Source organism: Enterobacter genomosp. S, from assembly GCF_001631805.1.
GTDB lineage: Bacteria > Pseudomonadota > Gammaproteobacteria > Enterobacterales > Enterobacteriaceae > Enterobacter > Enterobacter quasihormaechei.
Window position 1 is genome coordinate 1 of record NZ_LVVA01000012.1, and the last position, 25660, is coordinate 25660.

Here is a 25660-nt window from a genome sequence, read left to right on the forward strand (position 1 = left end):
TTTACATTCTCTTGTAATGATGACCCCTTTGGTCTCCCTTCCGAATTGCAGGATTTCATTTCGGAAGGGACTTTTTTCCTTTCCCGCCTTGATAAATACTCATTGTTTTCTAGACTCTTACATAGACTTTGCTATGTCAGGTGAAGTCGTCGTTCAGGACTACCCGTGTGCTCAAGGATGAGCCCCCCTGATTTGTTCAAGCTTCTCCCTGCCAATTAATCATCTGCCTCCCCCCAAAGAGTTGTCGATTCGTTTAACGGAATCCTCAGTTTTTGCTACGGTTAAAGTCCAGAGGAGAGACTGTGTCCGAACCTCAGGGATGAGGCTCAATTTTCCCGCAATTTGCTTGCCAGGCTTTGTTATGCGCCAGGATGTCGCGCTTCGTCTGCCTGTCCAGTACATCCCAGTCGTGCGCTGTACCGTAGAGAGGTTTAACCCAGTCGCAAGCCGTGTCCACCACCTCAACTCTTACGGGTCCAGTTGTCCCGCAGCTCGCGATCAACATCGTCGCCAGGCATATGGTTAACAGTCTGCTGTACATTGCTGGCCTCTTTAGTGACTTCAGCTTTACGTTCTGCCGCCGTAACGGCCGCCGCTGCGTTCTCTTCGGTGCGCTGCTGCCTGGCTTTTGCCTCTGCCTTTCCGCTGCCGCGAATATTGCCAGCAACAAAACCGCTGAATGCGACGGCCACCAGCGCAGCAAGACCGCCCAAAATCATTTCGATGATACTCATAGCCACCTCGTCATATTAATGGTCACCACCAGCGCACCTGCCCGATGAAATAACCGACTGACAGAATGAACAACACCGACCAGATAAGAAGGAATTTCCAGTTGGGCAATTTTTCAGCCATCTCTCGCAACTCCCGTATCAGTTTGCTAAAATCAATCACAGCTTCTCCCTGCCTCACTCAGGTGTAGAAACAGAAAACCCCGACTGTTGGCGCAATCGGGGTTTTTGCTTTATGGGTTGGACTAAATTACCAGCACTGATTTCGCCAGATTAAACAGAGCGCGGCGCTTATCCAACCCGTTTCGACCACCGTTGATAAGCAGCGTAACGCGCTCAACATCGTCGGAATGAAGCAGGCAACCGCGGGATGCATAGAACCATGCAGCTGAGCGCGCGGCGTATTCATCCTGTTCAAGCAGCTCCGGGTGGGTAACAAGGTCCAGTTTCAACGCGTGGCCACAACTGCGATAGTTGCTCAGGCCGGTAACCTGTTTCAGCCCGCGACCGCGATATCTCCAGCCATCACCGGCAACCTGATTGCCCAGGTGTTCTTTTCCCCACTCACCACCGTATACAAGATTGGCGATCGCTTTCTGGTTTGCCGGTTGCGTTGCCGTTCTGCCAAGCGCGGCGGCCTGCTGTTGAGTGATGCGGTGGCTTCCGAACGTCGGTACTAAGTTTTCAGCCGCGTAATTCAGGTTCTCCACCAGCCGGGTGAATCTGGTGCTTTCATGCCCCATCTGGGCAATAAACATGGCCTGATCAAGCGGTGCGGTGATGCCGTATTCCTTCATAGCGGCGTCGATATGCGGAAACCAGCGCGTAGCTAACCCGGCGCTGATACCAGCCGCCCTCTGAAATTGTGTTTGATTCACGTTGTGCTCTCTCCAGTAATACGAGCGATATTGCCGCCCGCACGCCAGACAGCAACGCAGACAACAACATTGATGAGAATTTCACCGTAATCGACCTGAACGTAGTCACCATGCCAGATTCGAAAGGCTGTATAGGCTGGTGCCAGAATGAGGGCGTAAGCGAGGAGCTCCATTAGCCGCCGACGCCGCATACCCCGTTTCCTGAAGAACATCAGACGTATCGGGATCATGATGCAGGCCACTGCGTTAAGGTGAAGCAGCAGCCATGGGAAGTTCTGCATTAGCCACGTCATTCTTCCCCCTTCAGACCGGGTAAGTTTCCGGTCCGTGAGCGCTTGAGCCCCCTGAGCAGGACAGTCACTGAAACAGTGGATGCCGCCAGCGCGCCAATCGCAGGTGAAACTTTTATGCTGACAGGCGAGCTAAGCTGATTCAGTCCGGCGTTGATAAGGGCGGCGATAATCTCTGAAGCAGTACCGGCACAATAAACGCCACCGATGAAAGAAATCAGCGCAAAAATAATCTGCTTCCAGATTTTGTGGTCCTCAGAACTGAGGATATACAGCGCCGCCCCTGCGAGGGAGCATACCATCACTGCGGGCGTAGCCTCTGGGAAAAGCGTGGCGAAGGTGATTCCGGTTGTACCAGCAGCCACGCCTGCCGTTACCGTTGCAGTTATTGGTTCTGCGGACATTTAGCCCCCTCTTATTGCTGTGGATCCTCTCAAAATCGAGGGGAAACAAAAAAGGCCGCCTAATGGCAGCCTTTTGAAAATTAAACTAGTCACTTACATCTGAACGCTTCAGGTATAGATGGGTTTTCCCCTGAACGGCAAGAAGGACACCAAGATTGAACAATGTGCCTACCATCGCCCATATCCCTGTACCCAAAGTCTTCAGTTTTATAAAACACATGAACGCCAGCATCTGCTGAACACTTTGGACAAGACTTATATTCAATATCGTTATGCACAGCTTCTTGCGAATCGTTTAGAGAACATTCACAGACAGCACAGCCTCTCATAGAACTACTCCTTCTCTTAGCTAAAAATTAGCAATAGCAAAGAGCAATGGATAGAACATTGACATAGATCGATTTTTGAGAGGTAAAACAGATGATTAAGTCGGTTGCTTAGAGACCACTCTTAACAGGTTACGATAGTTTTTGCGTACGCGTTAGCATTTTGTGTAAACTCAGAAAGTACAGGGTTTTAGTCATATTTTAATGGGATTAAGGTGTATTTAATGCTTGAGCAAACTGTCAGAAACATCAATTCAAGGTTTGGCTGGAGAAACACAAGGAAACTGCTTGGCTCTTCCTTAGGCATTACAGCAGCTGGTTTAGCGCCATTTATTGAACGTATGAATCATGCAGTCCAACAGGATGCAGCACTGAAATTAGTGATTGATGAATTCTGGAAGGGTCTTATCTTCAGCGGCACGAGATTGCTGACTATGTACCGTCTTGAGGATAACGATGTCGCAAAGATTCAGTCAGCTTTTTCCTTGTTAAAAAAGGACGAGAGTAGCTTTCTTAAAGCCTATCCGGCCCCTCTATCAAAAGAAGAGCTTTTAGCCGCGGATACCGACATACATTTTGCTGAGTTAAAACTCGATATCATCAATGAAAAACAAATTGAAACTGCAGTTCTGGTTTCCAAAGCATATTACACCGAGGTAATTGAGCTTGATCAGACCCATCTGAGCGATGCAGGAATGGAGCTGCGCGCCAACGGAGGGGAGATAAAATGCAAAACACGGCAAGTTACACAATGTTTTAACAGCGTAATGCTTCTTCCATCCGAAAAACTCCTCATACAGACAGTTGATCTGTCAGTTTTGCCTCGCTCAGAATCCCAATATCAGCAACATTTAGTACATAAATTCGTGAAGGAGCATGCTGGCATCAATCTGAACAAACCCATAGAGCTTTTTGGCTCCATACAGGATTTATACGAAAAAATTGATGGTCGTGTTTCTCACGTTTCGTTCATTACAGCCGATGGCAACACTAGCTCGTTAAAGCTAAAGCCTAGCCAACAGTGTTTACGACGTGACAGTTATCACCATGGAGGTGAAGCTGCTAGTCCGATTCTGACAAAGTTTAAGTTGGGTAAGATTTGGGATCTTAAGCAAAGCGCTTCACAAATCCTGTCTGTCGAACTAACATTACCCGGCAAGCGTACAATGCTTGACAACCCTAAACAGCGGTTGTATGAAGCTATAGCCAGTAATTGTAATAATATTGACTCCATTGTTTTTATTGTTGAAAGAATTCTGGAATCAGTTAAATCTTGTGAAGCTAAAAAGGCGAAGCAAGCGGGAAGAAGATGAAAAAGATAGAGATGTGCGACATTTTTAGGCAGATCGAACAGGATTTTAAGGATCCTGCTCGTTATGTATGTCGCACACTTTTTCTTTTTTTAACAAGCGAAAATGCTCGCAAGGTAAAACATTTCACTTATAAAACCCTAATTAATGGTACTGGACTTGATGTAACTACACCTGAAGACTATGTACTTATAATTAAGGCTACAGATTATTTTTCAAGTTATAAAGCTCATCTTTTGAATATGCACTTTCAGTATATTGATGATACTCTGGAAGAGCCCATAGCTGTCGATGATGACTTAATTTCGCATGCTTTAGATACGGGAAAATTTTATCACCCTGAAACAGGTGAGCTTGTCGATAATTTTAATAAGTATCTTTATCCTTATTTCACTCCGTCCGATTTTTTGGAATCTCTCCATGGTTGAACAAGATTTCAGCCTGGCTGATATTGAATTGTTAATGAAATTCGATACAGATTTTCGTGGAATAATTCAAAGAAAACTTGCAGCCACAAAAGAAATTTTTGTTAATCAGTTATATATTGATTTAGATGATGCTATTCAGGATTTAGAAAACAACAAACATTTTTATCAAGATAAAAAATGGGGAGAGGACGAGCTAACCGCCTGTATTATAACGTTTTTAAAAGGTCGCTTATACGATGTTGAGCATGATACACAACATGGAGGACACGTTGATATTTTAGTGAAACATCAACGTGGTAAATTTGAATGGATCGGCGAAGCTAAACTATGGGATGGCCCCAAATATATTCATGATGGATGGATACAGCTTACTGAGCGATATGGTACAGGTACATGTCGAGATGACCATGGAGGAATGCTGATTTATATTAAAGCAGATAAATCTGCTGTTAAATTTAACGACTGGAAAAATTATCTCTCTGCGAATGTCGATGATGTCACTCTTGAGACAGAGACTATTCCACTTCGTTTCAAATCAGTATCAAAACACCCCGCAACAGATCTACCATACTATGTCAGGCATATGGGGGTGTCTTTGTATCATTATACTGGTAAAAAATTAGAAAAGTAGCATCGCAATACACCCATCAATAAACCCAAGAGCTGTCTGTAAGTCTTTCCTTATTGTCCCATCTGAACATTTTCGCTTTTTGGCTATCGTTCTCAGTGAAATTCCAATCACGAAGTGAGCTATAACAAGCTCATACTCTTCTGGCATATACTTTCGCAAACGCGCTACGCAGCCGTCAATCATGATCCCTTCATCATCATCACATTGCAGGCGTGACTTTTTACCGTGCGGCAGTAATCCTTTAAAACCAGCAGCGATGGGTTGCCAGTCGACTCCACTGCTATCAGCTGCAGCCCAGGCTCCCCAGCGGTCCATTACCTCGTACATGTCACGCATTTTTCTCTCCAATATCATCGATAATTATCATTCCGGTTTCGCCCCATATTTTTGATGTCCGGGCGTCCCAAATGTGGGAATCATCCTCAAACAAGGCGTCCAACAGAGATTTTGTTAAGTTGTCCAGATCGGGTTTTTGCTGGTGGGGCTGGCCGTCCATCTCCGCGCGCTTTTTCTTGCTCCAGCTCTGCGGCATCGGCAGAACGTAGGTAATATGGGCTCCGGACTCCGGAACGCGGATATCATGCAGGCGGGCTTCATCGCAGAACATGCGGTAGCGCATCACCGGCGGGCGCTGCTTCCACTTATCAGCGCGGGTCATGCGGGGTTTTCCGACTGGAGTGATGATGTATTTAGGCATCGGCGCCCTCGCCTAGCAGATAGATAACCTGCACCAGCAGCTCTGATTCGGTGCCGTGTTTCATTTCCCAGGCGCGACGGCCAGCATGAATCGCCACACCATAACCGCCGTTGCGATGATGCATATGGCACAGGGGAAGTGATTTCCGATGGTCAGCGCGCTGGCTTGTGCCCTGCCCGGTTCGGATGTGGTGGATTTCCGCAGGCGTTTCGCCCAGGTTCAGGTTGCGGCACACCATACAGCCCAGTGCGGCCACACGCGAAAGATGGAGGCTATCTGCTTTCTTCATGCTGGACCACCAGCATAAGCAGAAACACCGCACATAGACGGGCGGTGAGACTTGTTTAGAGTAATGCTCTGCGCCATTTTGATTCCTCAGGTTGGCGCAGTAATCAGTGGGTGTTCAGCCCGTTTGATTATTATAAATCAACACTTACGGCTTGAGAACCTTAAGTGCTTCTGGCAGGGACTTTAAGTTTATTATCCGATCTTCATCGTCCAGAGTCTGGGCTGAAAGCCCTTTTCCTTCCTGGCGAATCAGTGTGCGCAATGCCTTGCTGGTCACCAGGTAATCCGTTATTTCACCATCAGTAAGACATAAAACAAGTATTCCGTCTTTGGTGAGACCGGCAGCAAATTCGTTCAATTTCATGGGTACATCCCTAAAAATGGATTTCCCCTTGCGGGGGCGGTCCTTTTCTCCCTGTGAACTGATTTCATAAAGGTTTCCGCTAACCAGATGTCTAATAGGTTAGAAAGATCAATTAACTGTAATTGACCTGTCTAACCGATCTGCTTTCAAGCCACAGAAATCAGATCCAGCCTTTTTAAATCACAGGCCGATTGTCAGTATCGGTCACACGATTCAGGAGGTGCGTTACCACGCCCATTACGGTTGCATCGTCCAGCGCATCGCCCTCGATAGCCTCTCCATCCTGAGTGATCAGCGCCTTCCCCTGGACTTTTGCGAAATCCAGACTGCCACAGAACGAAATCAGGACGGTGTCACTCACTTCCGGCTTTCTGGCGACGTTTATGATCGCGTACCCGGCTGATGTTTCGATGGTTCGGCAGTTGCCGTCATAGCCGCAAAGGCTGGTGATAGTGAGTATCGGTTCTTCATAGTCTGCTGCTGGTGATGGAAAACCCATGAAAATCACCCCTGATAATTAACTGTATATTTATACAGTAACACCAAAAAAACTAGGGTCAAGATTTTGGGCGTAAAAAACCCGCCGTAGCGGGTAAATGCTTAATTAACAATCAATTGCTCTCATAGCCAGGACCACCAGTAGGTATTAAAACAACTAGCCATACTGCCCCTAATGACAGCTCCATCAGGTTTACGTTTTTACCTCGTGCTTATCGCGCAGTTGCTTGTGCTTGTAGTATTGGGTAACGGAAAACGCAGCATGCAGAAAACCGCAGGTGCATTTCTGCATCTGTGACAAGGTGAGGAGTTCAGATTGTGGTCGCATTTAAGTCCCCTTAAATGCGCAGAAGTCATCGAAGTTGTTCAGGCTCCGATGACATGATTATGGCTGGATGATTATGGAAAATCAAAATTATTAGTTATGTTTGATTTGTTCAAGAGTGGCTTTCATGCCAACCAAGGAAATGTTTAATTCTTTAACTTTTTCTGTGTTGTAAAACTTCGAGTTAAGCCAGTACTCTGACTTTTCTAAACATCTCTTAGCCAGATCCCGATCATAATCAATAACATCAGATGATGCTTCATACCAAAGTCTATAAAGATGCTCTTCCTGTTCTGTGTCGTTTGGCTCACCACGTCTCAGTTTTTCTGTGTATACAACTGTAGGCGAAATTGCATTGGTTAATCCCTTGATAGCTTTCAGCCTGAGTTCGGACTTATTTTTATTCCACTCATGCAGTCGTTCTACCATCCATACAAGTAAAGTATCCATGGAGTTGCCGTTTTAAGTAAATCGTTTTGCGTTGGCGACTGGAGGGCCGAGTTTATGCTTTTTCGCATCGCTTTCGGTTGGCTGGCCGGAATAGATCCGGGCATGCTCCTCTGGCAAATTGGTTGTCTGACCTCTCGGGTTTTCATGGGTTAACCTTCAATCGCAACACTGAAGGCAAGAGCTGAACACCCCCAGGGTGAACTGGTAGACATCGGCACAACCTCCGTCGCCACTCTTTGCCCACTATCCAATCTTGTTCCATCCCCTGGTCAGACACTCAGATGTTGCGCTCTGCAGCGGCATGCGGGGGAATACAAAAACTCGGACAAAATAAGGCCCTCCTTTCTGGATCTCTCGCGGGGATAAAACTATTAAACAGGCGTTCGTCTAAAAATTCAACTATACAACATATGGTTTTTTTCAGATCTTAGGTGCAGCTGAAATCATCGCCGCCCAGCATAACTTCGCCCTGTGACCGCAGCACCCGGAACGCCTCTTTGAAACCGGCGCGCAAGTCAGAACGCCATGTTTTTTTGTTCAATCGACCATATTTTTTCCCCATCCATGCTGTTTGGCCGACACGCTCAAGATGTGGAGGATCAAACACAACAACCGGGAACGACGCATCAGCGAACGGCAGCGCGCGGAAGTCTGCAATCAAATCAGGACGGATAACGAGGCGGCGGCCGTCGCATAATTCGTGCTCTTCGCTGCGAATATCGGCGAAGAGCGTGCGCGTATCGCGTTTGTTGAACCAGAACATGCGGGAACCGCAGCACATATCCAGGATTGTTTGCTCAGACATGCTCACTTTGCCTCCACTAACTCTTTCCATTTTTCTTGAAGTAATCGCCGGGCCGCAGCCTCTCCATCAGGCGGGAACGAAAATCCCGCGCGGATGCCAGGACAACCGTTCGAACAACGGACCTCTGCCGAACCCCAGTTCATTCCCCGACTGCGGACCCTCAGTGCAGGAGACATGCCGCATACAGGGCATTTAGGTAAATCAGTCATTTCCCAGCCCCTCCAGCAGATGCTTGTGGCAGCGCAGCTCGCGAACGGCCACCTGCAGACGCTGCAGCTTTGCCAGCTTCGCTTTCGTGCGGCGGATTTCAGTCGAGATATATCGTGAAGACGGAATGATCAGGTCATCCGGACGGCTTGCGAATGCCGGGATATCCCGAATAATTTCAGCAGTGGATTTGCTGTCTGGCGCAGCTGCTTGGTCGCTACCCTCTGGCGCTGGTTCCTGCGGTTCTGGCTTAGTGGCCGGTTCACCCGCAAGACTCCAGGTGATGTTTTTACCGTCCACATGGCGCAGGACCAGGCCGTCCTTGCACATTGCACCCAGCGAAGCGTTAAGGGCTCTAGGGCTTTTACCCAGCTTTTCAGCGACCTGATTGGCGCTCATGGCCCCCTGCCCCTGCATTGCTGGCAGCACCCTCTCAACCAGCGGCGAGACCTGCTTTGGTCTGATACGCTTCGGCTTCTGCTCTGTCGCGGTACCGAGGAACCAGCCGCCATCCACAAAATCACATAACCCCTGCTCTTTCTGCTCGCGCAGCATTTTCAGCGCTTCAACGGGCTCGATATCCAGACGGGCAGCAACCTCGCGATATGTTGCTTTTTTCATGGCTTTCAGTGCATCCAATACGGTTTCCATAGTTTTCTCCTCAAAATTCACTTAACAGGTCTCAGGTGGCTAACGTTTCCGCGATAGCTCTCCCAGTCAAAATTCACCCAAATGCCGTTATCCATGCGCAGGCGATCGATGACCCTTGCCCCCAGGGTCTCTACCAGCGCGTCGTAATTCAGGTTGGTCAGAACGCCAACGGGGCGCATAGCGGCCAGCCGGCGATCGATAATCTGGTTCAACAAAACTTTCTCGCCGCGGCTGTCGCGCTGAATGCCTACTTCGTCGAGCACCAGCAAATCCACTTTGCAGAGGTCATCCAGCAGCGCGGCTTCAGAGCGCCCTTCGTCATAACAAGCCCTGGCGCGCAGGGTCAGGTCCGGCACGGTCACAATCAGAACCGTTCGCCCCTGTTTCAGCAGATAATTTCCAATCGCCGCTGAGAGGTGATTTTTCCCAGTACCAGGCTTTCCGGTGAAAACGAAACTGGCGAACCCGGTACCAAAATTTTGCGCATAGCTCTTTGCCATACTCAGAGCATGCCGCTGGCCGTCGCCCTCCACCGTGTAATTCGCGAAGCTGCAGCTGCGGTGCAGGTTCTGGATTCCGGATCGCCCGAAAATTTTCTCTGCCCGCGCCTGCTGGTTGATCTTGTCGATCTCAGCTGCGCGCTTTTGCCCTTCTTCGCGCTGCCAGGCCATTAACTCAGCTGCACTTTTGAATTTGGGTTCAATGCCTGCCGGAATCACACGGCGAAGGCGATCGAGAATCGAACCTGCGTTTTGCATGCTTACCCCCTGAATCCTGGCGGAACGGTGTTATCGGGACGGGAGATCTGATTGATATCCCGTCCACCAGCCTGGTAATGCCCTGTGCCCGGCGCCGACAGGCGGATAATCAGGTCATCCCATTTTTCGCGCAGTTTGGCGGGGCATTTGACCTGGCGAACCCAGAACGTATCGCTCTGGACGCGCTTGAACATTTCACAAATTTGCTTGTGGCTACGGCCATCAAGGGTGCGCATCAGACGAATATCATTCGCCCAGGCCGTCCAGTTCGGCTCTTTCGGACGAACGATCTCGCCGTCAAAAGTCGCGGCCTCCTCGTAGAGTTTCAGCACGCGCTTCCAAATCCATTGCGCACAGGTCAAATCTTCCTGGCTGCCCCACTGGCGTTTTGCAGGGCTGCAGACCACCGCATCTGGGTGGCGCTTTAAAAAATCGGTTTTTGTCAATTTTCCGTCCGACGGCGGAGCGTCCGGACAAGAAGTATTTTCTGGTTCTTTGACTGGTTCAGAAGAGTGACTGATTCTGGGTGAATCTCCTTCACTATCCCCTGGTGAATGTGTTGCACCATCTGGTGAATCTCCTGCACCAGTCCCTGGTGAATTTGCTTCACCATCCTGGTGAATCACCTGCACTACCCTCGCACTGGTATTTGCACCGCTCAGGGTTAGTCGGTAGAAATTGCTGCCATTGCCTTTCGGCCCCGATCTGGTCTCTTTTCGCATCAGTCCAGACTCGCAAAGCGCAGCAACATGATTCATGACGGAACGACGGCTGATCTCACACTGATCAGCGATATGCTGATAGCTCGGCCAGCATTCGCCCTGGTCACTTGCGTTATCGGCCAGCTTAAGCAGGACCAGCTTACGAAGCGGATTTCCTACCTTGACCTTCATCGCCTGAACCATCAGTTCCATGCTCATAGAACACCTCAATACAACTGAACTAGGCTGCGTTCGAACAAGTCGAAACCAGCTTCACCTTGACGCCGACCATCTGCGCCAGCGCGTCGATCGCTTCCAAAGTTTCGCGTCGGATTACTGGTTTCGGTTTGCCAGTGAAGACCGCATTGGTGGCTTCGATGCACTCTTTGTTAACCCTGGCTGCCTGGTAGTGCATGCAGTCTTTCTGCGCCAGTTCGTTATCAATGGCGGTACGGATGGCATAGCTCAGCGCTTCCGCCTGTTTCAGGTAATTAGGCGTATCGTTGCGGAATGCACGCTGAATAATCTGCTTGTTGTTGTGCAGTCGGCGCGCGTATTCATCAGGGTCCGTCACGTTATCCAATGGCTGAAGCAGATCGCCAAAGTGATGCGGGGTTATCAGCTGCGTGACTGTCTTCCAGCCCTTTTCCTGCGCCCAGGACTCCAGCTCGCATGCAAGTTTTTTGATTTCCATCAGTCAGTATCCTCCTGAGCTGTTGTGTTATTTTTTGGCTTGTAATCAGGCCAAATTTCAGCCCAATCGCTTGGCCGCATGTCAGAACGAGAAACCTTTCCATCGGTAAAGGTTTCGATAACGATGCATCGACTCGGCGAAATAGCAGCCCGCCCCGTTGCAAGTTGGGAGAGGTAAGATTTCGAGATCCCAAGGTGTTGCTCCAGCGCCTTGCGGATCTTTGGTCCACCGGCTTTCAAAAAGTCATTGAGTTGCATAATTGCTCCTGTGTGTTGAGCTGTGAGTTTATAAACCACTAAACATTAATGTCAAGTTTTTGCTTATTTAGAAATTACTAATCAAAATGACTGCATGGACACAAAAGAAATCAGGCGTAAGCGCCTAGCGGCATGGTTTTCCAGCAGAACCCTGCCGGAGAAAGAGAAGAGCTATCTTTCACAGCTGATCAACGGCAAAGCGTCGTTCGGCGAGAGAGCTGCGCGCCGTATTGAACGAGATTACGGCATGGCTCCTGGTTATCTTGATGAAGAACCTATGGGTGAAGAGATAAGATCCCCTCGCCCATTCGACGCGCGCCATGAAGAACTGCTAGACCTTTTCGACAGTCTTGCTGAATGGGAAAAAGAGCAGCACATGGTAAATCTCAGGGCCCAAGTTAACTCCATAGACAATGAGCTCAAGGCAAGGCTTAAAGGCAAGAGCAAACAAGAAATCCTTCAGATGCTCAAAGACCTCGAAATAGACTAACTTCCCTAGAGACCGCCTGTTGCGGTCTTTTTTTTCTCCAAATTCAACCACATCCATTTTTTTACGTCTTTTTGTTTACTATTAACTTTACATTATGGTTTATTTGTTTATAAACTTAGACCAACAAAACACGCAGTAATCAGTAAACGTTCCGCCTACCCGGCGATAAGGGTAAACAGAGCGAACAGGCAGGATGCCCACGAAGTAGCCGCCCGGGGCATATGAAGATCGGGATGATTCGCCAGTGTGAAATGGAGAAAGCCAATGGATGAGAAGTTAGAAGCGCTTTTAGAAAAAATTGCTCGTCTGGAGCTGGCAGCCAAACGAGGGTTGCAGTTCAACGAAGAGATTAAGCCTCATTTAACACAAGGCCACATTGTCTCAGTCGAATACTGCAACACAACGTTAAAGCACTGCGCTCTGTTCCGGGAATGGATCAACGAGTGCTTCGGATCATCAGAATAGATGCCTGCTCGGACATTCCGTGTCCCTGTACGTAGACTTTTTGGTGCTCTGCTTGGGTCAAGTTATAAAGGGTTTCATCGCCTTCAGAATGAATATTTCCTTCGATGATGTCACCTTTTACAACCTCATACCCGCCGGAAAGCTCAGCAACCGTGAATTCTCCGAATTGGTCACGGATAACGATGTAACCAATGCGGTGCTCATGATGTACGACGACTCCGCGCATGACAGTTTCCTTCTGGATGTGTGAGAGCAACCAGAATACCACCGAGCCTGAAGTGGTTGTAAAAGACAGGCACACGTTTTATTGACCTGCATCTATTGACAGGAGATTTTCAGAATTCCCATACAACACGAAAGCGCACTCAATTCTATTCTTTGAGTTTTGTCGTTAAATCCAAATTCCATTGAGTGCGCTTCCGGTTGTGGTGAATGCAGCTAAGCGCGTGCGGCAGAGTTGAATAATCAACCTGGTTGGGTGGATTGTTGCCGGCGTTAATTCTTTAACTCGTTAACGTCACCGGGAGGCACCCGGCACCACAATATTCATTGCTGTGTGTAGTCTTTGCCCATCTCAGGGTGGGCATTCTTTTTATCTGATGGTGAATATATGGACCAGCTACAGGTCATCGAATTATTTATGCTCCGTACCGGAGCCAGTAAAGAATTAGCCAGTAAGTATATCAAAGAATGTGACGGAGTTTTACATACTGCGCTTGTTATTTTCAAAGCAGACATGAATGAAGGGAAAATTAAACTATGAAAGGTCAACATTACGGAACAATGGAAGTACTACGTTTCTGTGTCGTTCCGGGCATGCTGGTGCGTCATGAGGGCAGAACCTGGAAGGCCGGAGTGACCCGCAGAGGAAAACTCATCCTCTCCTCAGCGCACTGCAATAAGCTTGTTAAAGACGATGAAGTCCAGATCCTGCTGGATGGTCGCGGAAATCCACTGGGTGATTACTCTCCTTTATTGTTTGAGGTGGTTTATCACGCCCGTGATTACGAAATGACGGATGTGGTAAGTAACTTTGTGAAAGTACAGACCAGGCATTAATTCTTCGGGCAACACGCCTACTACAAAATGAAAACTACATGTTATTGCGCTGAATGCTACGGGCGCGGGGATTCGTGCGATCTTTATCCGGCAGAAATACCATTTCGCACTAAACGCGAAATTAAATACTTCTGTAAAGGAAAAGACTGCGAAACCAGATACAGAAAAAGAGTTTCCGCCTTACTTACTAAAAGCAGGTCGACACGAAAATATAACTCCTTTAATAAATGGTAAATCATCATGACTACAGAAATTAAAGTTCAGACTGATGAACAAAAACCTCATATCGTAGGTTATTTCCCTGATCCAGAATCTGAGCAGGAAGGTATTAAACGCGTGGCAACAAGTATTAATGCGAAGAATATCGAGCATGCGAAAGCGAAAGGCAATTTAATTTTTCTGGAAGAATATGAACACGCCCAATCTGCCGCTTACAAAATGCTTGTTTGCGAAGACGGGCCTCATATCGCCCATCGCCCTGCTCGCGGTGTCTGGGATACTGATTTCTTATACACCTACGAATGGACCGAAGAAGTTGGATATCCGATTCTGCGTGACGCAGGCCCGGTAAATTTCGACGCGCTTTCTACACAGCAGCGTATTGCGGTTCTTGTTAAATACGACTCCACAGAGATTCAGAAAGCCGATCTCCCTGCCGCCTTTGCCCTCTTCCAGGATGAAGCTGGCACATTTGAAGGACATGTTGTCGAGGCGATATGCAGAACCCCGGAAATCGCGAGCATGTATCCGGAGCGTATCCAGCACGCTATCGGCTGGGTCGGTGCAAAATGCGATCCTGGAGACCAGTGGCCCGATATTCAAAAAGAGTTACGTAAATGGCAGAAGCGTATGGAGGAGAACCGCAAACCGTCCGCGCCTTCTAAATCGATCGTTGAAATCGCCAGAGAAAAGGCAGCTCAGGAAAAAATGATGCCTAAGGCTGACGCAGCTGATTCAGCGAAACGTCCGAAGCGAACCTATAAGCACACCTACCAGACGCTGGATCAGGAAGTGGCCACCGCTCTGTGGCCGGGCGACGTTAATCCCGGAAACGTCGATGGTGAAGTTTACCGCTGGGCCAAACGCGATGTTATCGAAAAAGACCGCGAGGACTGGAAGCGAATCTCCATGGCGCTGCGCACTACAGAACACATTCTGAAGTACGACCCCCTCACCATTCGCGACCTGGTACAGCAGCGACCGGAAAATATTCATAAAAACCCGGTAGCGCTGAATGAGTACATCAGCAACTTCCTGGCTAAAAATGGAGTTTACGAGAATGAAGCCGAGCAGGAAAAGACAACCGCAACTGACACACTGGATGCTTCAGCGACAGAAGCTGGCTCAGTGGGAACGAAACACACTGGCGATGAATCAGGTGCGGGGACGGTGGAAACTACGCCACAGGTAGAAACAGAGCGCCAGGGGCCCTTCTATTACCGCTCAGCGACCGGCGACAAAATTGGCCGGGCTAACAAATTGCCAAAACTTGAAGAGGTTCTGTCTCAGGGATGCATTGAAATCAGCCAGGAGGAGTACCAGGCGCGCAAAAAAGGCACCTACAAAGATGATGCCGGGCGGTCAGCCACAGACAACAAGGAACTGCCGGCCGTCTGTCCCGGTCGTGCCGCGCAGCTCGAGAAAGAGCTTAACGACGCTTTTGCCGATGGTACCGCGAGCGACAATCAGACAAAGATCGAGAAAATTGGTGATGGTGTGTTTTCCGTCGATAACCTGATGGCCAGCGCCGCCGCGAAAGATCAAAACATCTATGTTCCGGAGGATAATCGCCAGGACATGACGGTGCGCCAGATTGAAGTTGTCTACGCTCTTGACGATCTGCTGTCTGGTCGCACCGAAATAATGACAAAAGAAGAAGCTGAGGGCGTGGTCAGCTGCACCGGCCATCTGATCCCACATATTATGCCAATGTTGATGGATACCATCATCAAGACGGAATCCTGTCTGTCACCAGCGTTCAGTAATGAAGAGATCCACGACGTGGCCACTACCATTCTGGATGCCTGGTCCGATAAGGAGGCTGAGCGTGAGAAAATCGCCACCGATGCCATCGTGGAGTATCGGTCTGAGCCTGAGTTGCCACAACCGGCCGTTATCGATCCGCCAGTTATCACCGCCAAATCGAAAAAGGCTGATGACCATAATCCTCAGCAGGTGGTGAACGTGATGCAGCCGACAGCCCTCACCTACCAGCAGCAGCTGACCATCGCCGCGCTGCATGGCCTGTGCGCTAACCCTGCGCACGGTAATGCCCTGGATGACCTGCCAGCCATCGCCGCTGATCTTGTCGCGGGCATTATCCAACTGCAGGAGAACGATGATGAGTAAGGCCAGAGAGGCGATCGCATGCAGCCGCTTCGCTGAGTTCCCCGACGTTCTGGTAACGCTCGGGCTTAACCGGGCATTCGCTATCAGGGAAAAGCGCAGCGTCCCGCAGTCCCTGCGTGCCGGTGGCCGGGTGATGATTTCCAGAATTCAGCACCCACAGCTGCGGGCAACGGTCGAGGAGATGTGCACCTGTCCCTATCCGGAGGTGCAGGTGGCTCGGATCCGCGATTGCGTGAAGCGTATGGAATCAGCCCTGATCAGAGCTCAGAAAAAGTTAGGTGATTTTCAGTAATCAGTAAAAGCCAGCTGCATCGAGCATAATCGCAGCTGGCTATCGAGGTGCATATGAAGCTTTTATCACTCGAGCGCTGGGCGGAAGAACGCTATGAAGTGCCTCCGCAGATAGGAACCCTCAGAAAATGGGCGCGCAACGGTAATATTTACCCGCCACCGGAAAAAGAGGGAACAGAGTACAAAGTCAGGCCCGATGCCATTTTTATCAGACCAAACAAATACTGTAAGACCGTTAACACAAATCAGAGCAGATACCCGTTAAAAGGGCGATTGATAGAGAGGATTATCGATGGCGAGGCCGGAAAAGTATGATGCAAATCTGCCGAAAAATCTGACCTACCGCAAAGCCAGGAAAACTTACGCCTGGCGTAATCCAATCGACGGAAAAGAAATTCCCTTGGGCAAGATTTCTCGCAGGGATGCGATAGCCCAGGCCATTGAAGCAAACCACTACATCGAAAAAAATTACTCTCCGATCGCCTTGCTCGAGCAGTTGAAAGGCACCAACGACTACACAATGGCTAACTGGATAGATCGGTACGAAGTCATTCTTCAGCGCCGCAAGCTGGCTGCAAATACGTATAAGGTTCGCGCCGGGCAGTTGGCAACTATTGGTGAGCATTTCGGCCCGATGATACTTGCCAGCATAACAACGCGGGATGTTGCTGAATTTCTTGAACGTTGGACGGCGTGCGGCAAAACTACAATGGCGGGCACCATGCGCTCAGTATTGTCTGACGTTTTCCGCGAAGCGGTTGTTGAGGGGCGTGTTGACGTGAATCCGGTCACCCCTACCCGCGCACCGAAGATTGAGGTTCAGCGCGAACGCCTCGAGTACGAAATGTTTGTGGCCGTGCGTGCAGGTGCTGAACGCATGCCGGCATGGTTTGGCCTGGCGATGGATTTGGCGCTGGTCACCGCCCAGCGGCGCGAAGACGTCGCCCGGATGCGCTTCACCGACATCAGAGACGATCGACTGTACGTCGAGCAGCAGAAGACCGGGGCCTGTCTGGCCATACCCTTATCATTGACGCTGAAAGCATCAGGCCTGCGGCTATCGACCGTGATCGACCGCTGCCGTCTGGTTAGCCGGTGCGATTTTTTGATAAGCCCGGGGATCCGCAAAAACAGCGAAGACGGCAGTATAAATCTCGATAGCCTGACGAAAGGTTTTGTGAAAGCGAGGAATTTTTCCGGACTGGAGTTTACTGACAGGCCACCTTCATTTCATGAGATCCGAAGCCTGTCGGGGAGGATGTACGAGAAGGAGTTAGGAAAGGAGTTTGTTCAGCGGCTGTTCGGTCACAAGTCAGAAAAAATGACAACGAAGTACCTGGACAGCAGAAAAAAAGAATTCATGATGATTTAAAAATTAGCGTGTAAATGAATTGTGAATGTTAAAAACGGTGTGGTATAACGAGAAATGCCGGATATTGAAGTTCGGACAATTTTAGGACATTTTCGGACGGAGCGCCGTAAGTGACTGAAATAGAACGTAGATAAAAAGAGACCGAATACGATTCCTGTATTCGGTCCAGGGAAATGGCTCTTGGGAGAGAGCCGTGCGCTAAAAGTTGGCATTAATGCAGGCTCAATCGCCTTGCCCTTTAAGAATAGATGACGACGTCAGGTTTTCCAGTCCACAGTAAAAGTGGCCTGAAAAAAAGCGTTAAAACATCACTAAATGTGAAAAACCGCAGAGCTTTTACAAGCACCTGCGGTTTTTTATTGGAAACCTGACTGCTAACAGAGTTTTTCAGCGCGCTCAATAAACGGCGCCAGGCTCTTCTTCTGCCCGGGGTTTGCCGGATCCTCGACCTGGATCACGCTGACAGGCTGTCCGTTACTTTTGCCGCTGGCAACCTGCTGCTCCGCAACGTCATTTAACGGATACTGCACGAGCGTGCTGGGATTAATGACGTACAGCGCGTGGCCGGGACGGCAGGTGAGCATGACCTCTTCACGGTTGAAAGCCCAGTTGTCCTTGCCCACCTCGAACCGGCTGACGGTGATGACCTGCGGCGCGGCCAGCGCACTGCTGGCACAGGTGAGAAGTAAAAGAGAAAGCAGCGTCTTTTTCATATGTTATTTAACCTTGTCAGAAGGGTTCCCAGGTCGCGAACAGGCTGACGGCCGCCAGTACCAGCGCCCCCAGCACCACTTCTGCCTGTGTCATCCTGATAAAAATCTGTTGTTCCCGCCCGGCATCAGGGCGAAAGCGTGGCACAAGAAAATACCGATTCGCCAGCGCAATTGCCACCATCATGATGACCAGCGCACATTTGAACAACAACAGCCGTACATAAGGCGCCTGCCACGGCACGTCTATGCCCACGATAAAGAGCGTGTTGATGATCCCGGTCAGCAGCACGCCGCCAACGGCGTAATGCCCCACGCGGGAGAAGCGCATCATGGTGAAGATAGCGGCTGGCTGCCAGCGGCCTTTCGCCAGACGCATACAGAACAGCAGCGGCAGTAACCCGCCCACCCAGGTCGCGGCGCACAGTAGATGAACCGCATGGTTCAAACGATGCAACGCTCCCGGTGCGCCGCCGTTCATTGCGGCATGTCCGACGCCCGCCAGCAGCACAAGTTGCCCCATGGCAAGGAGTAACAGCCGCGAGCCTTTCTGCTGAGTAAGCCATGCTGCGCCCACGGTCACAGCGGCCAAAACCATTTGCCACAGCCAGACGCCACCAAACTGCGTTCCCAGCACGCTGCGCCAGACCGCCGGGCTAATGACGTCGCCCCAGCCGTTACCCATTAACCCACTTTGCAGGCCGAACATCAGCAGAGCAGCCATCAGGCTGATTAAAGCCGCGATTTTCTGCTGGCGCTGGAAACGCTGCGTCATGAGGCGCTGCAACGAAGACGGTGCAAACCAGACGCTGTAAAGCGCATTGCCAAAAAGCAGCAACAGTGCAGCAAAATGGATAAAGCGTAACGCTACGTAGCTCAGGGCCAGCATACTATTGCACGCTAAAGTGATAGCTGCCCTTGGTTTTGTGGCCGTCCACGGAGACCACGTGCCAGTCCACCGTGTAGGTGCCGGTCGGCAACGGTTTCCCAAGAGGAACGATTAGCTTTGCGTTATCCTTCTCGTCACGCTTCACCGCACCGGTCTGGATCGTGTGCTTCTGCGCGTCCGTCACTACAACGCCGCTAAAGGCTGGCTCAATGCCTTCCGAGAAATTCAGGATAATGACGTCGGGTGCCGTCGCGACGGTATTCTCCTGCGGGGATTGTTGCTTAAGGTGCGCATGGGCCAGAGCTGAGGGCGCGGTTGCTGAAGAGAGCAGAAAAACCAGGGCGCACGCGACGCGGGAAGGGGTAAAGTGCATCACAATCATTCCTTTTCGTTATGCCTGAATGCTAAAGAATAACTCTGTATAATTAACGAGTCGAGGAACATCCTTTGCTCCCTTGTCATCGTTGAACAATCGCGGTAACGTTGCCGCCGCAGAAAAAGGAGAAGGAAATGAACGTTAACCTGGCCGCCCTTCCTCAGGACGAGATGGACAAAGTGAATGTCGATCTCGCCGCCGCGGGTGTCGCATTCAAAGAGCGTTACAATATGCCCGTCGTGGCTGAAGTGGTAGAGCGTGAACAGCCTGCGCATCTGCGCGACTGGTTCCGCGAACGTCTGATCGCGCATCGCCTCGCTTCCGTCAACCTCTCGCGCCTGCCGTACGAACCTAAAGTTAAATAAGCTTAACGTCTCGTTACACTTCCTTACGTGTTATGTGGCAGGATAAGAAAACCCTGATAAATTTAGGTGTAATCTTAAAATCCCAGCGACTTAGTGTATAAGGAAGTCACGATGTCACGATGGAATATAGCCGCGGCCCAGTATGCACCGCGGCACAACTGTGTTGATGAGCACGTAAAACACCACCTGCACTTCATTGACGAGGCGGCCTGCCAGGGTTGCGATTTAGTCGTCTTTCCCGAGCTTTCCCTTACCGGCCCTGGCGGGGCAACTTTACCCCCACCGCCTGACGATTTGCAGCTTGCTCCCCTCCTTCACGCCGCGCAGTCACGTTTCATCACGGTGATTGCCGGTATTACGCTCCAGCAACACGGCCAGCGTAAGAAAGGACTCGCGCTTTTCACGCCCAGCCTGTCGACCATCCGGCGTTATCCGCAGGGCAACGGTGCGGGTGTGATCCCTGGCGATAAACGACTATCCATCGTTGATAACCAGGCTGACGCCCCGGAACTGGACCCGGAGGCAACCCTTTTCACCAGCAGCCTGGCGGTGGGCGAGCACCGCTGGCGGCAGTCCATCGGTTCGTTACAACGCTTCGCGCATAAATACGCCATCGCGGTGTTGATGGCGAACGCGCGCAGCGGCAGTGCATTATGGGATGAAAAAGGTCAGCTGATCGTGCGTGCCGACAAGGGCGAACTGCTGTTAACCGGTTCTTTAGGTCGACAGGGTTGGCAAGGCGATATCATTCCATTAGGCTAAGCCTTTTAGGATCAGGAGCGATCAATGCTACGCGTTATTGATACCGAAACTTGCGATTTGCAGGGCGGAATTGTGGAAGTCGCTTCTGTCGACGTGATTGACGGAAAGATAGTCAACCCAATGAGCCACCTGGTGCGCCCGGATCGCCCCATCAGTGCGCAGGCGATGGCCATTCATCGCATTACGGAATCGATGGTGGCGGACAAGCCGTGGATTGAAGAGATCATCCCTCTCTACCACGGCAGCCAGTGGTACGTCGCGCATAACGCCAGTTTTGACCGCCGTGTGCTGCCGGAGATGCCCGGCGAATGGATTTGCACCATGAAGCTGGCGCGCCGCCTGTGGCCGGGGATCAAATACAGCAATATGGCGCTGTATAAGTCGCGCAAACTCAGCGTGCGGACGCCGGAAGGGCTGCATCATCACCGCGCCTTGTATGACTGCTACATCACCGCGGCGCTCCTGATTGATATCATGAATACATCCGGCTGGACGCCAGACGATATGGCGACCATTACCGGCCGCCCCGCACTACTGACCACCTTCACGTTCGGTAAATATCGGGGGAAACCGGTAGCGGAAGTGGCGGACAACGATCCGGGCTACCTGCGCTGGCTGTACAACAACCTCGACAGAATGAGCCCGGAACTGCGCCTGACGCTGAAGCATTATTTAGGCGAAGCCTGAGTTCCCGCGTGGCCTGGCAGCGTATCCTGCGCCAGGCCAATCAAAAAGGCATATTCCAGCGCCACCCCTTCATAGGATTTAAATCGCCCTGATTTCCCGCCGTGCCCCGAGTCCATATCGGTACACAGCAGCAGCAGATTATCGTCTGTTTTCAACTCGCGCAGCTTCGCCACCCATTTCGCTGGCTCCCAGTACTGCACCTGAGAATCGTGCAGGCCGGTGGTCACCAGCATATGCGGATAAGCTTTCGCCTCGACGTTATCGTACGGACTGTACTCTTTCATGTACCGGTAATAGGTTTCATCCTGCGGGTTCCCCCACTCCTCAAACTCACCGGTGGTCAGCGGAATAGACTCGTCCAGCATGGTCGTCACCACGTCCACAAACGGCACCTGGGCGATAACGCCTTTGAAAAGCTCAGGCCGCTGGTTAATCACAGCGCCTATTAGCATGCCTCCGGCGCTGCCCCCCATGCCAAAGCAGAGCTGCGGATCGCCATACCCCTGGGCAAGCAGCGCATCGCAGACATCCAGGTAATCATTGAAGGTATTTTTCTTTTTGAGAAATTTTCCGTCTTCATACCAGTGCTGCCCGAGCTCGCCGCCGCCGCGAATATGGGCAATCGCATAAACAAAGCCACGGTCGAGCAGGCTCAGCCTGCTGCTGCTGAAATCGGCGTCCATGCTGGATCCATAGGAGCCATAACCGTAGACGAGGATGGGGTTTTTGCCTTTGTTGAAGTGATCCTTGTGGTAGACGAGAGACACGGGGACTTCGACGCCGTCGCGCGCGGTCACCCACAGGTGCTCACTGCGATAATTCTCCGACTCAAATCCCCGGACCTCCGCCTGTTTAATCACCTGACGCTGCCCGGTGTCCATATCAAGTTCAAACAACGTGTCCGGGGTAGTCATCGACGAATAGCCATACCGCAGGCGGGACGATTCCGGTTCCGGGTTAAAGCCAATCCACGTGACGTAAGCCGGGTCATCAAACGCAATACCCACCACCTCGCGGGTTTTGCGGTTGATTTGGCGGATACTGGTCAGCCCGCGCTGACGCTCTTCCACCACCAGCCAGTCTGTAAACAGGGTGAACCCCTCCAGCATCACCTGATCGCGCGCGGGAATTAACACTTCCCACTTCCGTTCATCGCGCACTTTGGTTTTATAAAGGCCAAAGTTTTTGCCCTCGCGATTTGAACGCAGGTAAAAGCTGTGCTGGAAGTGATCCAGGCTGTACTCATGATCTTTACGGCGCGGCAGGAAGCACAGCGGCTGCGCATCCGGCAGTTCGGCATCCAGCAGCAGCACCTCAGAAGTGGTGGCGCTGGCAAGGAAGATAATCACGTAGTGGCGAGACGAGGTTTTATGCAGGCTGACGTAGAACGTCTCGTCTTTTTCCTCGTACACCAGCTCGTCGTCGGCGGAGTCGGTCCCCACCGTGTGGCGCCAGACCTGATAAGGCAGCAGCGTTGAGGCATGCTTTTTAACGTAGTAAACCGTTTCTGAATCGTTGCCCCATACAAAATCGGGGGAAACATTATCCAGCATTTCGGGATACCAGTTTCCCGTTTCAAGATTGCGGAAGCGCAAACCGTACTGCCGGCGGGAAAGATAATCTTCCGCCAGCGCCATAATAGCGTTATCAGGAGAAATCGACATGCCGCCCAGCGTGTAAAACTCACTGTGGGCCGCACGTTTGTTGGCATCAAGCAGGATATCCCATTCGTCCCACTCGGCACTCAGCACCGACTGGCGCTGATAAATGGGATATTCGTTTCCCGGCTCGTAAATATGGCGATAGCGATAGCCGTTTTTACACCACGGGGCTGAGACATCGCGCTGGGGAATACGTTGCACCATTTCGCTCAGGAGCCTGTCCTGAAGCGCCTGCTGGCTGGCCATGACCTTTCGGCCATAGTCGTTTTCCTCGTGCAGATAGTCGAGCACCTCTGGCCGGGAACGAGAATCGTCCCGCAGCCAGTAGTAGTTATCTATACGCGTATCGCCATGCGTGACGATCGCATAAGGAGTACGTCGGGCTTTTGGAGGCATGGCATTCTTACTTTTTCGTTTTACATCCTATAAGGTTGGCAAAACGCGCGTATGATGCAAGCGAAACATGCCCTTCTATCCCGCGAGGGTCTGTTTCTGCTGCTGAATATCCTGCTCGATCCCCTCACGAACGTCCTGCGGGATCTTCAGCGCATCGCCGAGGGCGTTCAGGTAGCTGCGCTCCATAAAGTGATCGACATCAATGGCGGCACAGCTCAGAAAATAGAGTTCCAGCGCCTCTTCTTCGTTTTTCACGCTTTGCGCCAGGCGCTGCGGATCGAGCGGCTGTTCAATGGCCTGCGCCACCAGCGCCCTGCCCTGCTCCTCGACGCCCGCTTCCCGCATTTGCTGTTCGATCGCGGCGCGTTCACTGGCATCGATATGCCCGTCGCTTTTGGCCGCGAACACCAGCGCGAGGATCAGACGCTCGGTGCGTACGTCTAGCGACGTCGCCTGCTTCCCGTACTGCGGTTCATCCTGATGCGCGTTGCGCACTTTGTCCTTGTATTTATTCCATAAAACGCTGCCCGCAATGGCTCCTCCGCCCGCCAGCAGCGCGCCGGTGCCATATTTCGTCAGCAGCTTCCGCGATGATTTATTGGCAACCAGCAAACCGGCCAGCCCGCCGAGCGCTCCCGGCACCAGCAGCTTGCTTAGACCCTGCTCGCCGGACGACGAGCCTTTTTGTCCCAACAGGGATTGCAGTTGATTCATCCAGCCTGACATATTTTTCCTCACGTTACGGTGCGTACTTTCACAGCCTAAGCGAGCAGGTGTCAGGAAATGTCTGTCAGTGCTAAAGAAGCGCAAATTTATCCCCTGCCCTGGCTATCCCCATACAAGACAGACGCAAACGTTTTCGTTTATACTGCCCGCAACTTTTTCAGGGGGATTTTATGACTCGTTTAGGAACCGCGCTGCGCCCTGCCGCGACGCGCGTAATGCTGTTGGGATCGGGTGAACTGGGTAAAGAAGTGGCCATTGAATGCCAGCGTTTGGGCGTAGAGGTGATTGCGGTGGACCGTTACGCGAACGCCCCAGCGATGCACGTCGCGCATCGCTCGCACGTCATCGATATGCTTGACGGCAATGCCCTGCGGGCGTTGATTGCCGAGGAAAAACCGGATTTCGTGGTGCCTGAAATTGAGGCCATTGCCACTGATGTGTTGGTGGCCCTTGAGCAGGAAGGCCAGCACGTAGTGCCTTGCGCCACAGCGGCAAAACTGACCATGAACCGGGAAGGCATTCGTCGCCTGGCCGCAGAAGAATTACAGCTCCCGACGTCAAGCTACCGTTTTGCCGGGGATAAAGCTGCGTTTCTCCAGGCCGTCGAAGAGATTAGCTACCCGTGCATCATTAAGCCGGTAATGAGCTCCTCCGGCAAAGGGCAGAGCTTTATCCGCGACAGCAGCACGCTGGACAAGGCCTGGGACTATGCCCAGCAGGGCGGTCGTGCCGGTGCCGGGCGCGTCATCGTGGAAGGCGTGGTGAAGTTTGATTTCGAAATTACCCTGCTTACCGTCAGCGCCGTGGACGGCGTTTATTTCTGCGACCCGATTGGTCATCGTCAGGAAGACGGCGATTATCGCCAATCCTGGCAGCCGCAGCAGATGAGCGCGCTGGCGCTGGCGCGCGCGCAGGAGATCGCCGGCAAGACGGTGCTGGCGCTGGGCGGCTATGGCCTGTTCGGCGTGGAACTGTTTGTTTGCGGCGACGAGGTGATTTTCAGCGAAGTCTCCCCTCGCCCGCACGATACCGGGATGGTCACGCTGATTTCACAGGATCTCTCCGAGTTTGCGCTGCACGTGCGCGCTTTCCTCGGCCTGCCGGTTGGCGGCATTCGTCAGTACGGCCCGGCTGCCTCCGCGGTGATCCTGCCGCAGCTGACCAGCCAGAATGTCACCTTTGATAACGTCGAAGGTGCAGTTGGCGCAGGCTTGCAGGTCCGACTGTTCGGCAAACCGGAGATCGACGGCACCCGTCGTCTGGGCGTGGCGTTAGCAACCGGGGATAACGTGGACGAAGCCGTTGCAAGAGCGAAAAGAGCGGCTGCGAACGTCAGCGTTGCAGGATAAAAAAAACGGGCCACGTGGCC

At 51.4% G+C, this 25660-nt stretch carries 38 protein-coding genes and 1 pseudogene; 15 read left to right on the forward strand and 24 right to left on the reverse strand.

Annotated features, from left to right (window positions below; genetic code table 11):
• Positions 1-461 precede the first annotated feature (461 nt).
• The 5 genes from A3466_RS07630 to A3466_RS07645 form a co-directional block, all read right to left on the reverse strand.
• Entirely contained in the window at positions 462-734 is a 273-nt protein-coding gene (locus A3466_RS07630; RefSeq protein ID WP_063450078.1) for a hypothetical protein, read from the reverse strand.
• 22 nt (positions 735-756) lie between these two features.
• Entirely contained in the window at positions 757-894 is a 138-nt protein-coding gene (locus A3466_RS23430) for a hypothetical protein (protein ID WP_165602748.1), read from the reverse strand.
• An 82-nt stretch (positions 895-976) separates the two neighbouring features.
• On the reverse strand, positions 977-1609 hold the full coding sequence (locus A3466_RS07635; protein WP_063450079.1) for a glycoside hydrolase family 19 protein: 633 nt from the start codon (positions 1607-1609) through the stop codon (positions 977-979).
• Complete coding sequence (locus tag A3466_RS07640; protein ID WP_044489029.1) at positions 1606-1902, reverse strand: phage holin family protein; 297 nt, start codon at positions 1900-1902, stop codon at positions 1606-1608. Before A3466_RS07640 ends, A3466_RS07635 begins: the two co-directional genes overlap by 4 nt.
• Positions 1899-2303 (reverse strand): putative holin, encoded by a 405-nt coding sequence (locus A3466_RS07645; RefSeq protein ID WP_063450080.1) that lies wholly within the window; start codon positions 2301-2303, stop codon positions 1899-1901. The genes A3466_RS07640 and A3466_RS07645 overlap by 4 nt, the downstream gene beginning before the upstream one ends.
• A 550-nt stretch (positions 2304-2853) precedes the next feature.
• Here A3466_RS07645 and A3466_RS07650 point away from each other — a divergent pair.
• The 3 genes from A3466_RS07650 to A3466_RS07660 are packed head-to-tail and all read left to right on the forward strand — an operon-like array spanning position 2854 to position 4998.
• Positions 2854-3942, forward strand: coding sequence for a hypothetical protein (locus tag A3466_RS07650; protein ID WP_063450081.1), 1089 nt, complete (start codon positions 2854-2856; stop codon positions 3940-3942).
• A complete protein-coding gene (locus A3466_RS23095) occupies positions 3939-4367 on the forward strand; it encodes a hypothetical protein (RefSeq protein WP_063450082.1) in 429 nt (142 codons plus the stop codon). Before A3466_RS07650 ends, A3466_RS23095 begins: the two co-directional genes overlap by 4 nt.
• Positions 4360-4998 carry a hypothetical protein gene (locus A3466_RS07660; protein WP_063450083.1) on the forward strand — a complete coding sequence of 213 codons (639 nt, stop codon included), beginning with the start codon at positions 4360-4362 and terminating at the stop codon, positions 4996-4998. The genes A3466_RS23095 and A3466_RS07660 overlap by 8 nt, the downstream gene beginning before the upstream one ends.
• On the opposite strand, the gene A3466_RS07665 is transcribed toward A3466_RS07660, so the two are convergent.
• From A3466_RS07665 to A3466_RS07720, 13 genes and pseudogenes are all read right to left on the reverse strand, one after another.
• The gene (locus tag A3466_RS07665) at positions 4987-5334 is read right to left on the reverse strand and encodes an antiterminator Q family protein (protein WP_063450084.1); all 348 of its coding nucleotides are present in this window, start codon (positions 5332-5334) and stop codon (positions 4987-4989) included. The genes A3466_RS07660 and A3466_RS07665 overlap by 12 nt on opposite strands.
• Positions 5327-5695: a RusA family crossover junction endodeoxyribonuclease gene (locus tag A3466_RS07670; RefSeq protein WP_063450085.1), complete on the reverse strand. Its 369-nt coding sequence runs from the start codon at positions 5693-5695 to the stop codon at positions 5327-5329. The genes A3466_RS07665 and A3466_RS07670 overlap by 8 nt, the downstream gene beginning before the upstream one ends.
• Entirely contained in the window at positions 5688-5984 is a 297-nt protein-coding gene (locus tag A3466_RS07675) for a Ref family recombination enhancement nuclease (protein WP_063450086.1), read from the reverse strand. The genes A3466_RS07670 and A3466_RS07675 overlap by 8 nt, the downstream gene beginning before the upstream one ends.
• 144 nt (positions 5985-6128) lie before the next feature.
• Positions 6129-6347: a hypothetical protein gene (locus tag A3466_RS07680; RefSeq protein ID WP_063450087.1), complete on the reverse strand. Its 219-nt coding sequence runs from the start codon at positions 6345-6347 to the stop codon at positions 6129-6131.
• 175 nt (positions 6348-6522) lie between these two features.
• Positions 6523-6846, reverse strand: coding sequence for a hypothetical protein (locus tag A3466_RS22815; protein ID WP_063450088.1), 324 nt, complete (start codon positions 6844-6846; stop codon positions 6523-6525).
• 192 nt (positions 6847-7038) lie between these two features.
• Positions 7039-7173: a hypothetical protein gene (locus A3466_RS23780; protein WP_280730296.1), complete on the reverse strand. Its 135-nt coding sequence runs from the start codon at positions 7171-7173 to the stop codon at positions 7039-7041.
• A gap of 90 nt (positions 7174-7263) precedes the next feature.
• A complete protein-coding gene (locus tag A3466_RS07690) occupies positions 7264-7620 on the reverse strand; it encodes a hypothetical protein (RefSeq protein ID WP_063450089.1) in 357 nt (118 codons plus the stop codon).
• Positions 7621-8086: 466 nt separating this feature from the next.
• Positions 8087-8425: pseudogene (locus A3466_RS07695) on the reverse strand (class I SAM-dependent methyltransferase); the annotation flags it as partial.
• A 201-nt stretch (positions 8426-8626) separates the two neighbouring features.
• A complete protein-coding gene (locus A3466_RS07700) occupies positions 8627-9283 on the reverse strand; it encodes a DUF1627 domain-containing protein (protein ID WP_063450091.1) in 657 nt (218 codons plus the stop codon).
• A gap of 17 nt (positions 9284-9300) precedes the next feature.
• Entirely contained in the window at positions 9301-10041 is a 741-nt protein-coding gene (locus tag A3466_RS07705; protein ID WP_063144598.1) for an ATP-binding protein, read from the reverse strand.
• Positions 10042-10043: 2 nt separating this feature from the next.
• Complete coding sequence (locus A3466_RS07710; protein WP_082830920.1) at positions 10044-10961, reverse strand: helix-turn-helix domain-containing protein; 918 nt, start codon at positions 10959-10961, stop codon at positions 10044-10046.
• 22 nt (positions 10962-10983) lie between these two features.
• Positions 10984-11436: a hypothetical protein gene (locus A3466_RS07715; protein WP_062936211.1), complete on the reverse strand. Its 453-nt coding sequence runs from the start codon at positions 11434-11436 to the stop codon at positions 10984-10986.
• On the reverse strand, positions 11436-11693 hold the full coding sequence (locus tag A3466_RS07720; protein ID WP_023311189.1) for a transcriptional regulator: 258 nt from the start codon (positions 11691-11693) through the stop codon (positions 11436-11438). The genes A3466_RS07715 and A3466_RS07720 overlap by 1 nt, the downstream gene beginning before the upstream one ends.
• A gap of 94 nt (positions 11694-11787) precedes the next feature.
• On the opposite strand from A3466_RS07720, the gene A3466_RS23680 reads away from it, so the two are divergent.
• Positions 11788-12183 carry a hypothetical protein gene (locus tag A3466_RS23680; protein ID WP_023311188.1) on the forward strand — a complete coding sequence of 132 codons (396 nt, stop codon included), beginning with the start codon at positions 11788-11790 and terminating at the stop codon, positions 12181-12183.
• Positions 12184-12447: 264 nt separating this feature from the next.
• Positions 12448-12648 (forward strand): hypothetical protein, encoded by a 201-nt coding sequence (locus A3466_RS23345; protein WP_032620621.1) that lies wholly within the window; start codon positions 12448-12450, stop codon positions 12646-12648.
• On the opposite strand, the gene A3466_RS22270 is transcribed toward A3466_RS23345, so the two are convergent.
• Positions 12620-12874 (reverse strand): hypothetical protein, encoded by a 255-nt coding sequence (locus tag A3466_RS22270; RefSeq protein WP_074160979.1) that lies wholly within the window; start codon positions 12872-12874, stop codon positions 12620-12622. The genes A3466_RS23345 and A3466_RS22270 overlap by 29 nt on opposite strands.
• A gap of 384 nt (positions 12875-13258) precedes the next feature.
• On the opposite strand from A3466_RS22270, the gene A3466_RS23435 reads away from it, so the two are divergent.
• The 6 genes from A3466_RS23435 to A3466_RS07760 all read left to right on the forward strand — a co-directional run bounded on the left by A3466_RS23435 (position 13259) and on the right by A3466_RS07760 (position 17719).
• Complete coding sequence (locus A3466_RS23435) at positions 13259-13411, forward strand: hypothetical protein (protein WP_165602749.1); 153 nt, start codon at positions 13259-13261, stop codon at positions 13409-13411.
• A gap of 20 nt (positions 13412-13431) precedes the next feature.
• The gene (locus tag A3466_RS23100) at positions 13432-13707 is read left to right on the forward strand and encodes a hypothetical protein (RefSeq protein WP_131797712.1); all 276 of its coding nucleotides are present in this window, start codon (positions 13432-13434) and stop codon (positions 13705-13707) included.
• A gap of 240 nt (positions 13708-13947) precedes the next feature.
• Entirely contained in the window at positions 13948-16056 is a 2109-nt protein-coding gene (locus tag A3466_RS07745; protein WP_063450094.1) for a hypothetical protein, read from the forward strand.
• Entirely contained in the window at positions 16046-16348 is a 303-nt protein-coding gene (locus A3466_RS07750; RefSeq protein WP_131797713.1) for a hypothetical protein, read from the forward strand. Before A3466_RS07745 ends, A3466_RS07750 begins: the two co-directional genes overlap by 11 nt.
• A 53-nt stretch (positions 16349-16401) precedes the next feature.
• A complete protein-coding gene (locus A3466_RS07755; protein WP_063450096.1) occupies positions 16402-16662 on the forward strand; it encodes an excisionase in 261 nt (86 codons plus the stop codon).
• Positions 16640-17719, forward strand: coding sequence for a tyrosine-type recombinase/integrase (locus A3466_RS07760; RefSeq protein WP_063450097.1), 1080 nt, complete (start codon positions 16640-16642; stop codon positions 17717-17719). The genes A3466_RS07755 and A3466_RS07760 overlap by 23 nt, the downstream gene beginning before the upstream one ends.
• A 374-nt stretch (positions 17720-18093) precedes the next feature.
• Here A3466_RS07760 and A3466_RS07765 read toward each other — a convergent pair whose 3' ends face one another.
• Genes A3466_RS07765 through yobA form a run of 3 tightly spaced genes read right to left on the reverse strand, consistent with a single transcriptional unit; the run spans position 18094 to position 19691 of the window.
• Positions 18094-18432 carry a YebY family protein gene (locus tag A3466_RS07765; protein ID WP_063450098.1) on the reverse strand — a complete coding sequence of 113 codons (339 nt, stop codon included), beginning with the start codon at positions 18430-18432 and terminating at the stop codon, positions 18094-18096.
• A 16-nt stretch (positions 18433-18448) separates the two neighbouring features.
• Positions 18449-19318 carry a copper homeostasis membrane protein CopD gene (copD, locus tag A3466_RS07770; protein ID WP_063450099.1) on the reverse strand — a complete coding sequence of 290 codons (870 nt, stop codon included), beginning with the start codon at positions 19316-19318 and terminating at the stop codon, positions 18449-18451.
• A gap of 1 nt (position 19319) precedes the next feature.
• Positions 19320-19691, reverse strand: a complete 372-nt coding sequence (gene yobA, locus A3466_RS07775) for a CopC domain-containing protein YobA (protein WP_063450555.1) — start codon at positions 19689-19691, stop codon at positions 19320-19322.
• A 137-nt stretch (positions 19692-19828) separates the two neighbouring features.
• Here yobA and A3466_RS07780 point away from each other — a divergent pair, with 137 nt between their 5' ends.
• From A3466_RS07780 to exoX, 3 genes are all read left to right on the forward strand, one after another.
• Positions 19829-20059: a DNA polymerase III subunit theta gene (locus A3466_RS07780; protein ID WP_003859784.1), complete on the forward strand. Its 231-nt coding sequence runs from the start codon at positions 19829-19831 to the stop codon at positions 20057-20059.
• Positions 20060-20170: 111 nt separating this feature from the next.
• Entirely contained in the window at positions 20171-20821 is a 651-nt protein-coding gene (locus A3466_RS07785) for a carbon-nitrogen hydrolase family protein (RefSeq protein WP_063450100.1), read from the forward strand.
• A 24-nt stretch (positions 20822-20845) separates the two neighbouring features.
• A complete protein-coding gene (gene exoX, locus A3466_RS07790; RefSeq protein ID WP_063450101.1) occupies positions 20846-21508 on the forward strand; it encodes an exodeoxyribonuclease X in 663 nt (220 codons plus the stop codon).
• On the opposite strand, the gene ptrB is transcribed toward exoX, so the two are convergent.
• Positions 21490-23565: an oligopeptidase B gene (ptrB, locus tag A3466_RS07795; RefSeq protein WP_063450102.1), complete on the reverse strand. Its 2076-nt coding sequence runs from the start codon at positions 23563-23565 to the stop codon at positions 21490-21492. The two genes, exoX and ptrB, sit on opposite strands and share 19 nt — an antisense overlap.
• A 75-nt stretch (positions 23566-23640) precedes the next feature.
• A complete protein-coding gene (locus tag A3466_RS07800; protein ID WP_063450103.1) occupies positions 23641-24291 on the reverse strand; it encodes a tellurite resistance TerB family protein in 651 nt (216 codons plus the stop codon).
• Positions 24292-24461: 170 nt separating this feature from the next.
• Here A3466_RS07800 and purT point away from each other — a divergent pair, with 170 nt between their 5' ends.
• Positions 24462-25640 (forward strand): formate-dependent phosphoribosylglycinamide formyltransferase, encoded by a 1179-nt coding sequence (gene purT, locus A3466_RS07805; protein ID WP_063450104.1) that lies wholly within the window; start codon positions 24462-24464, stop codon positions 25638-25640.
• The last annotated feature ends 20 nt before the right edge of the window (positions 25641-25660 follow it).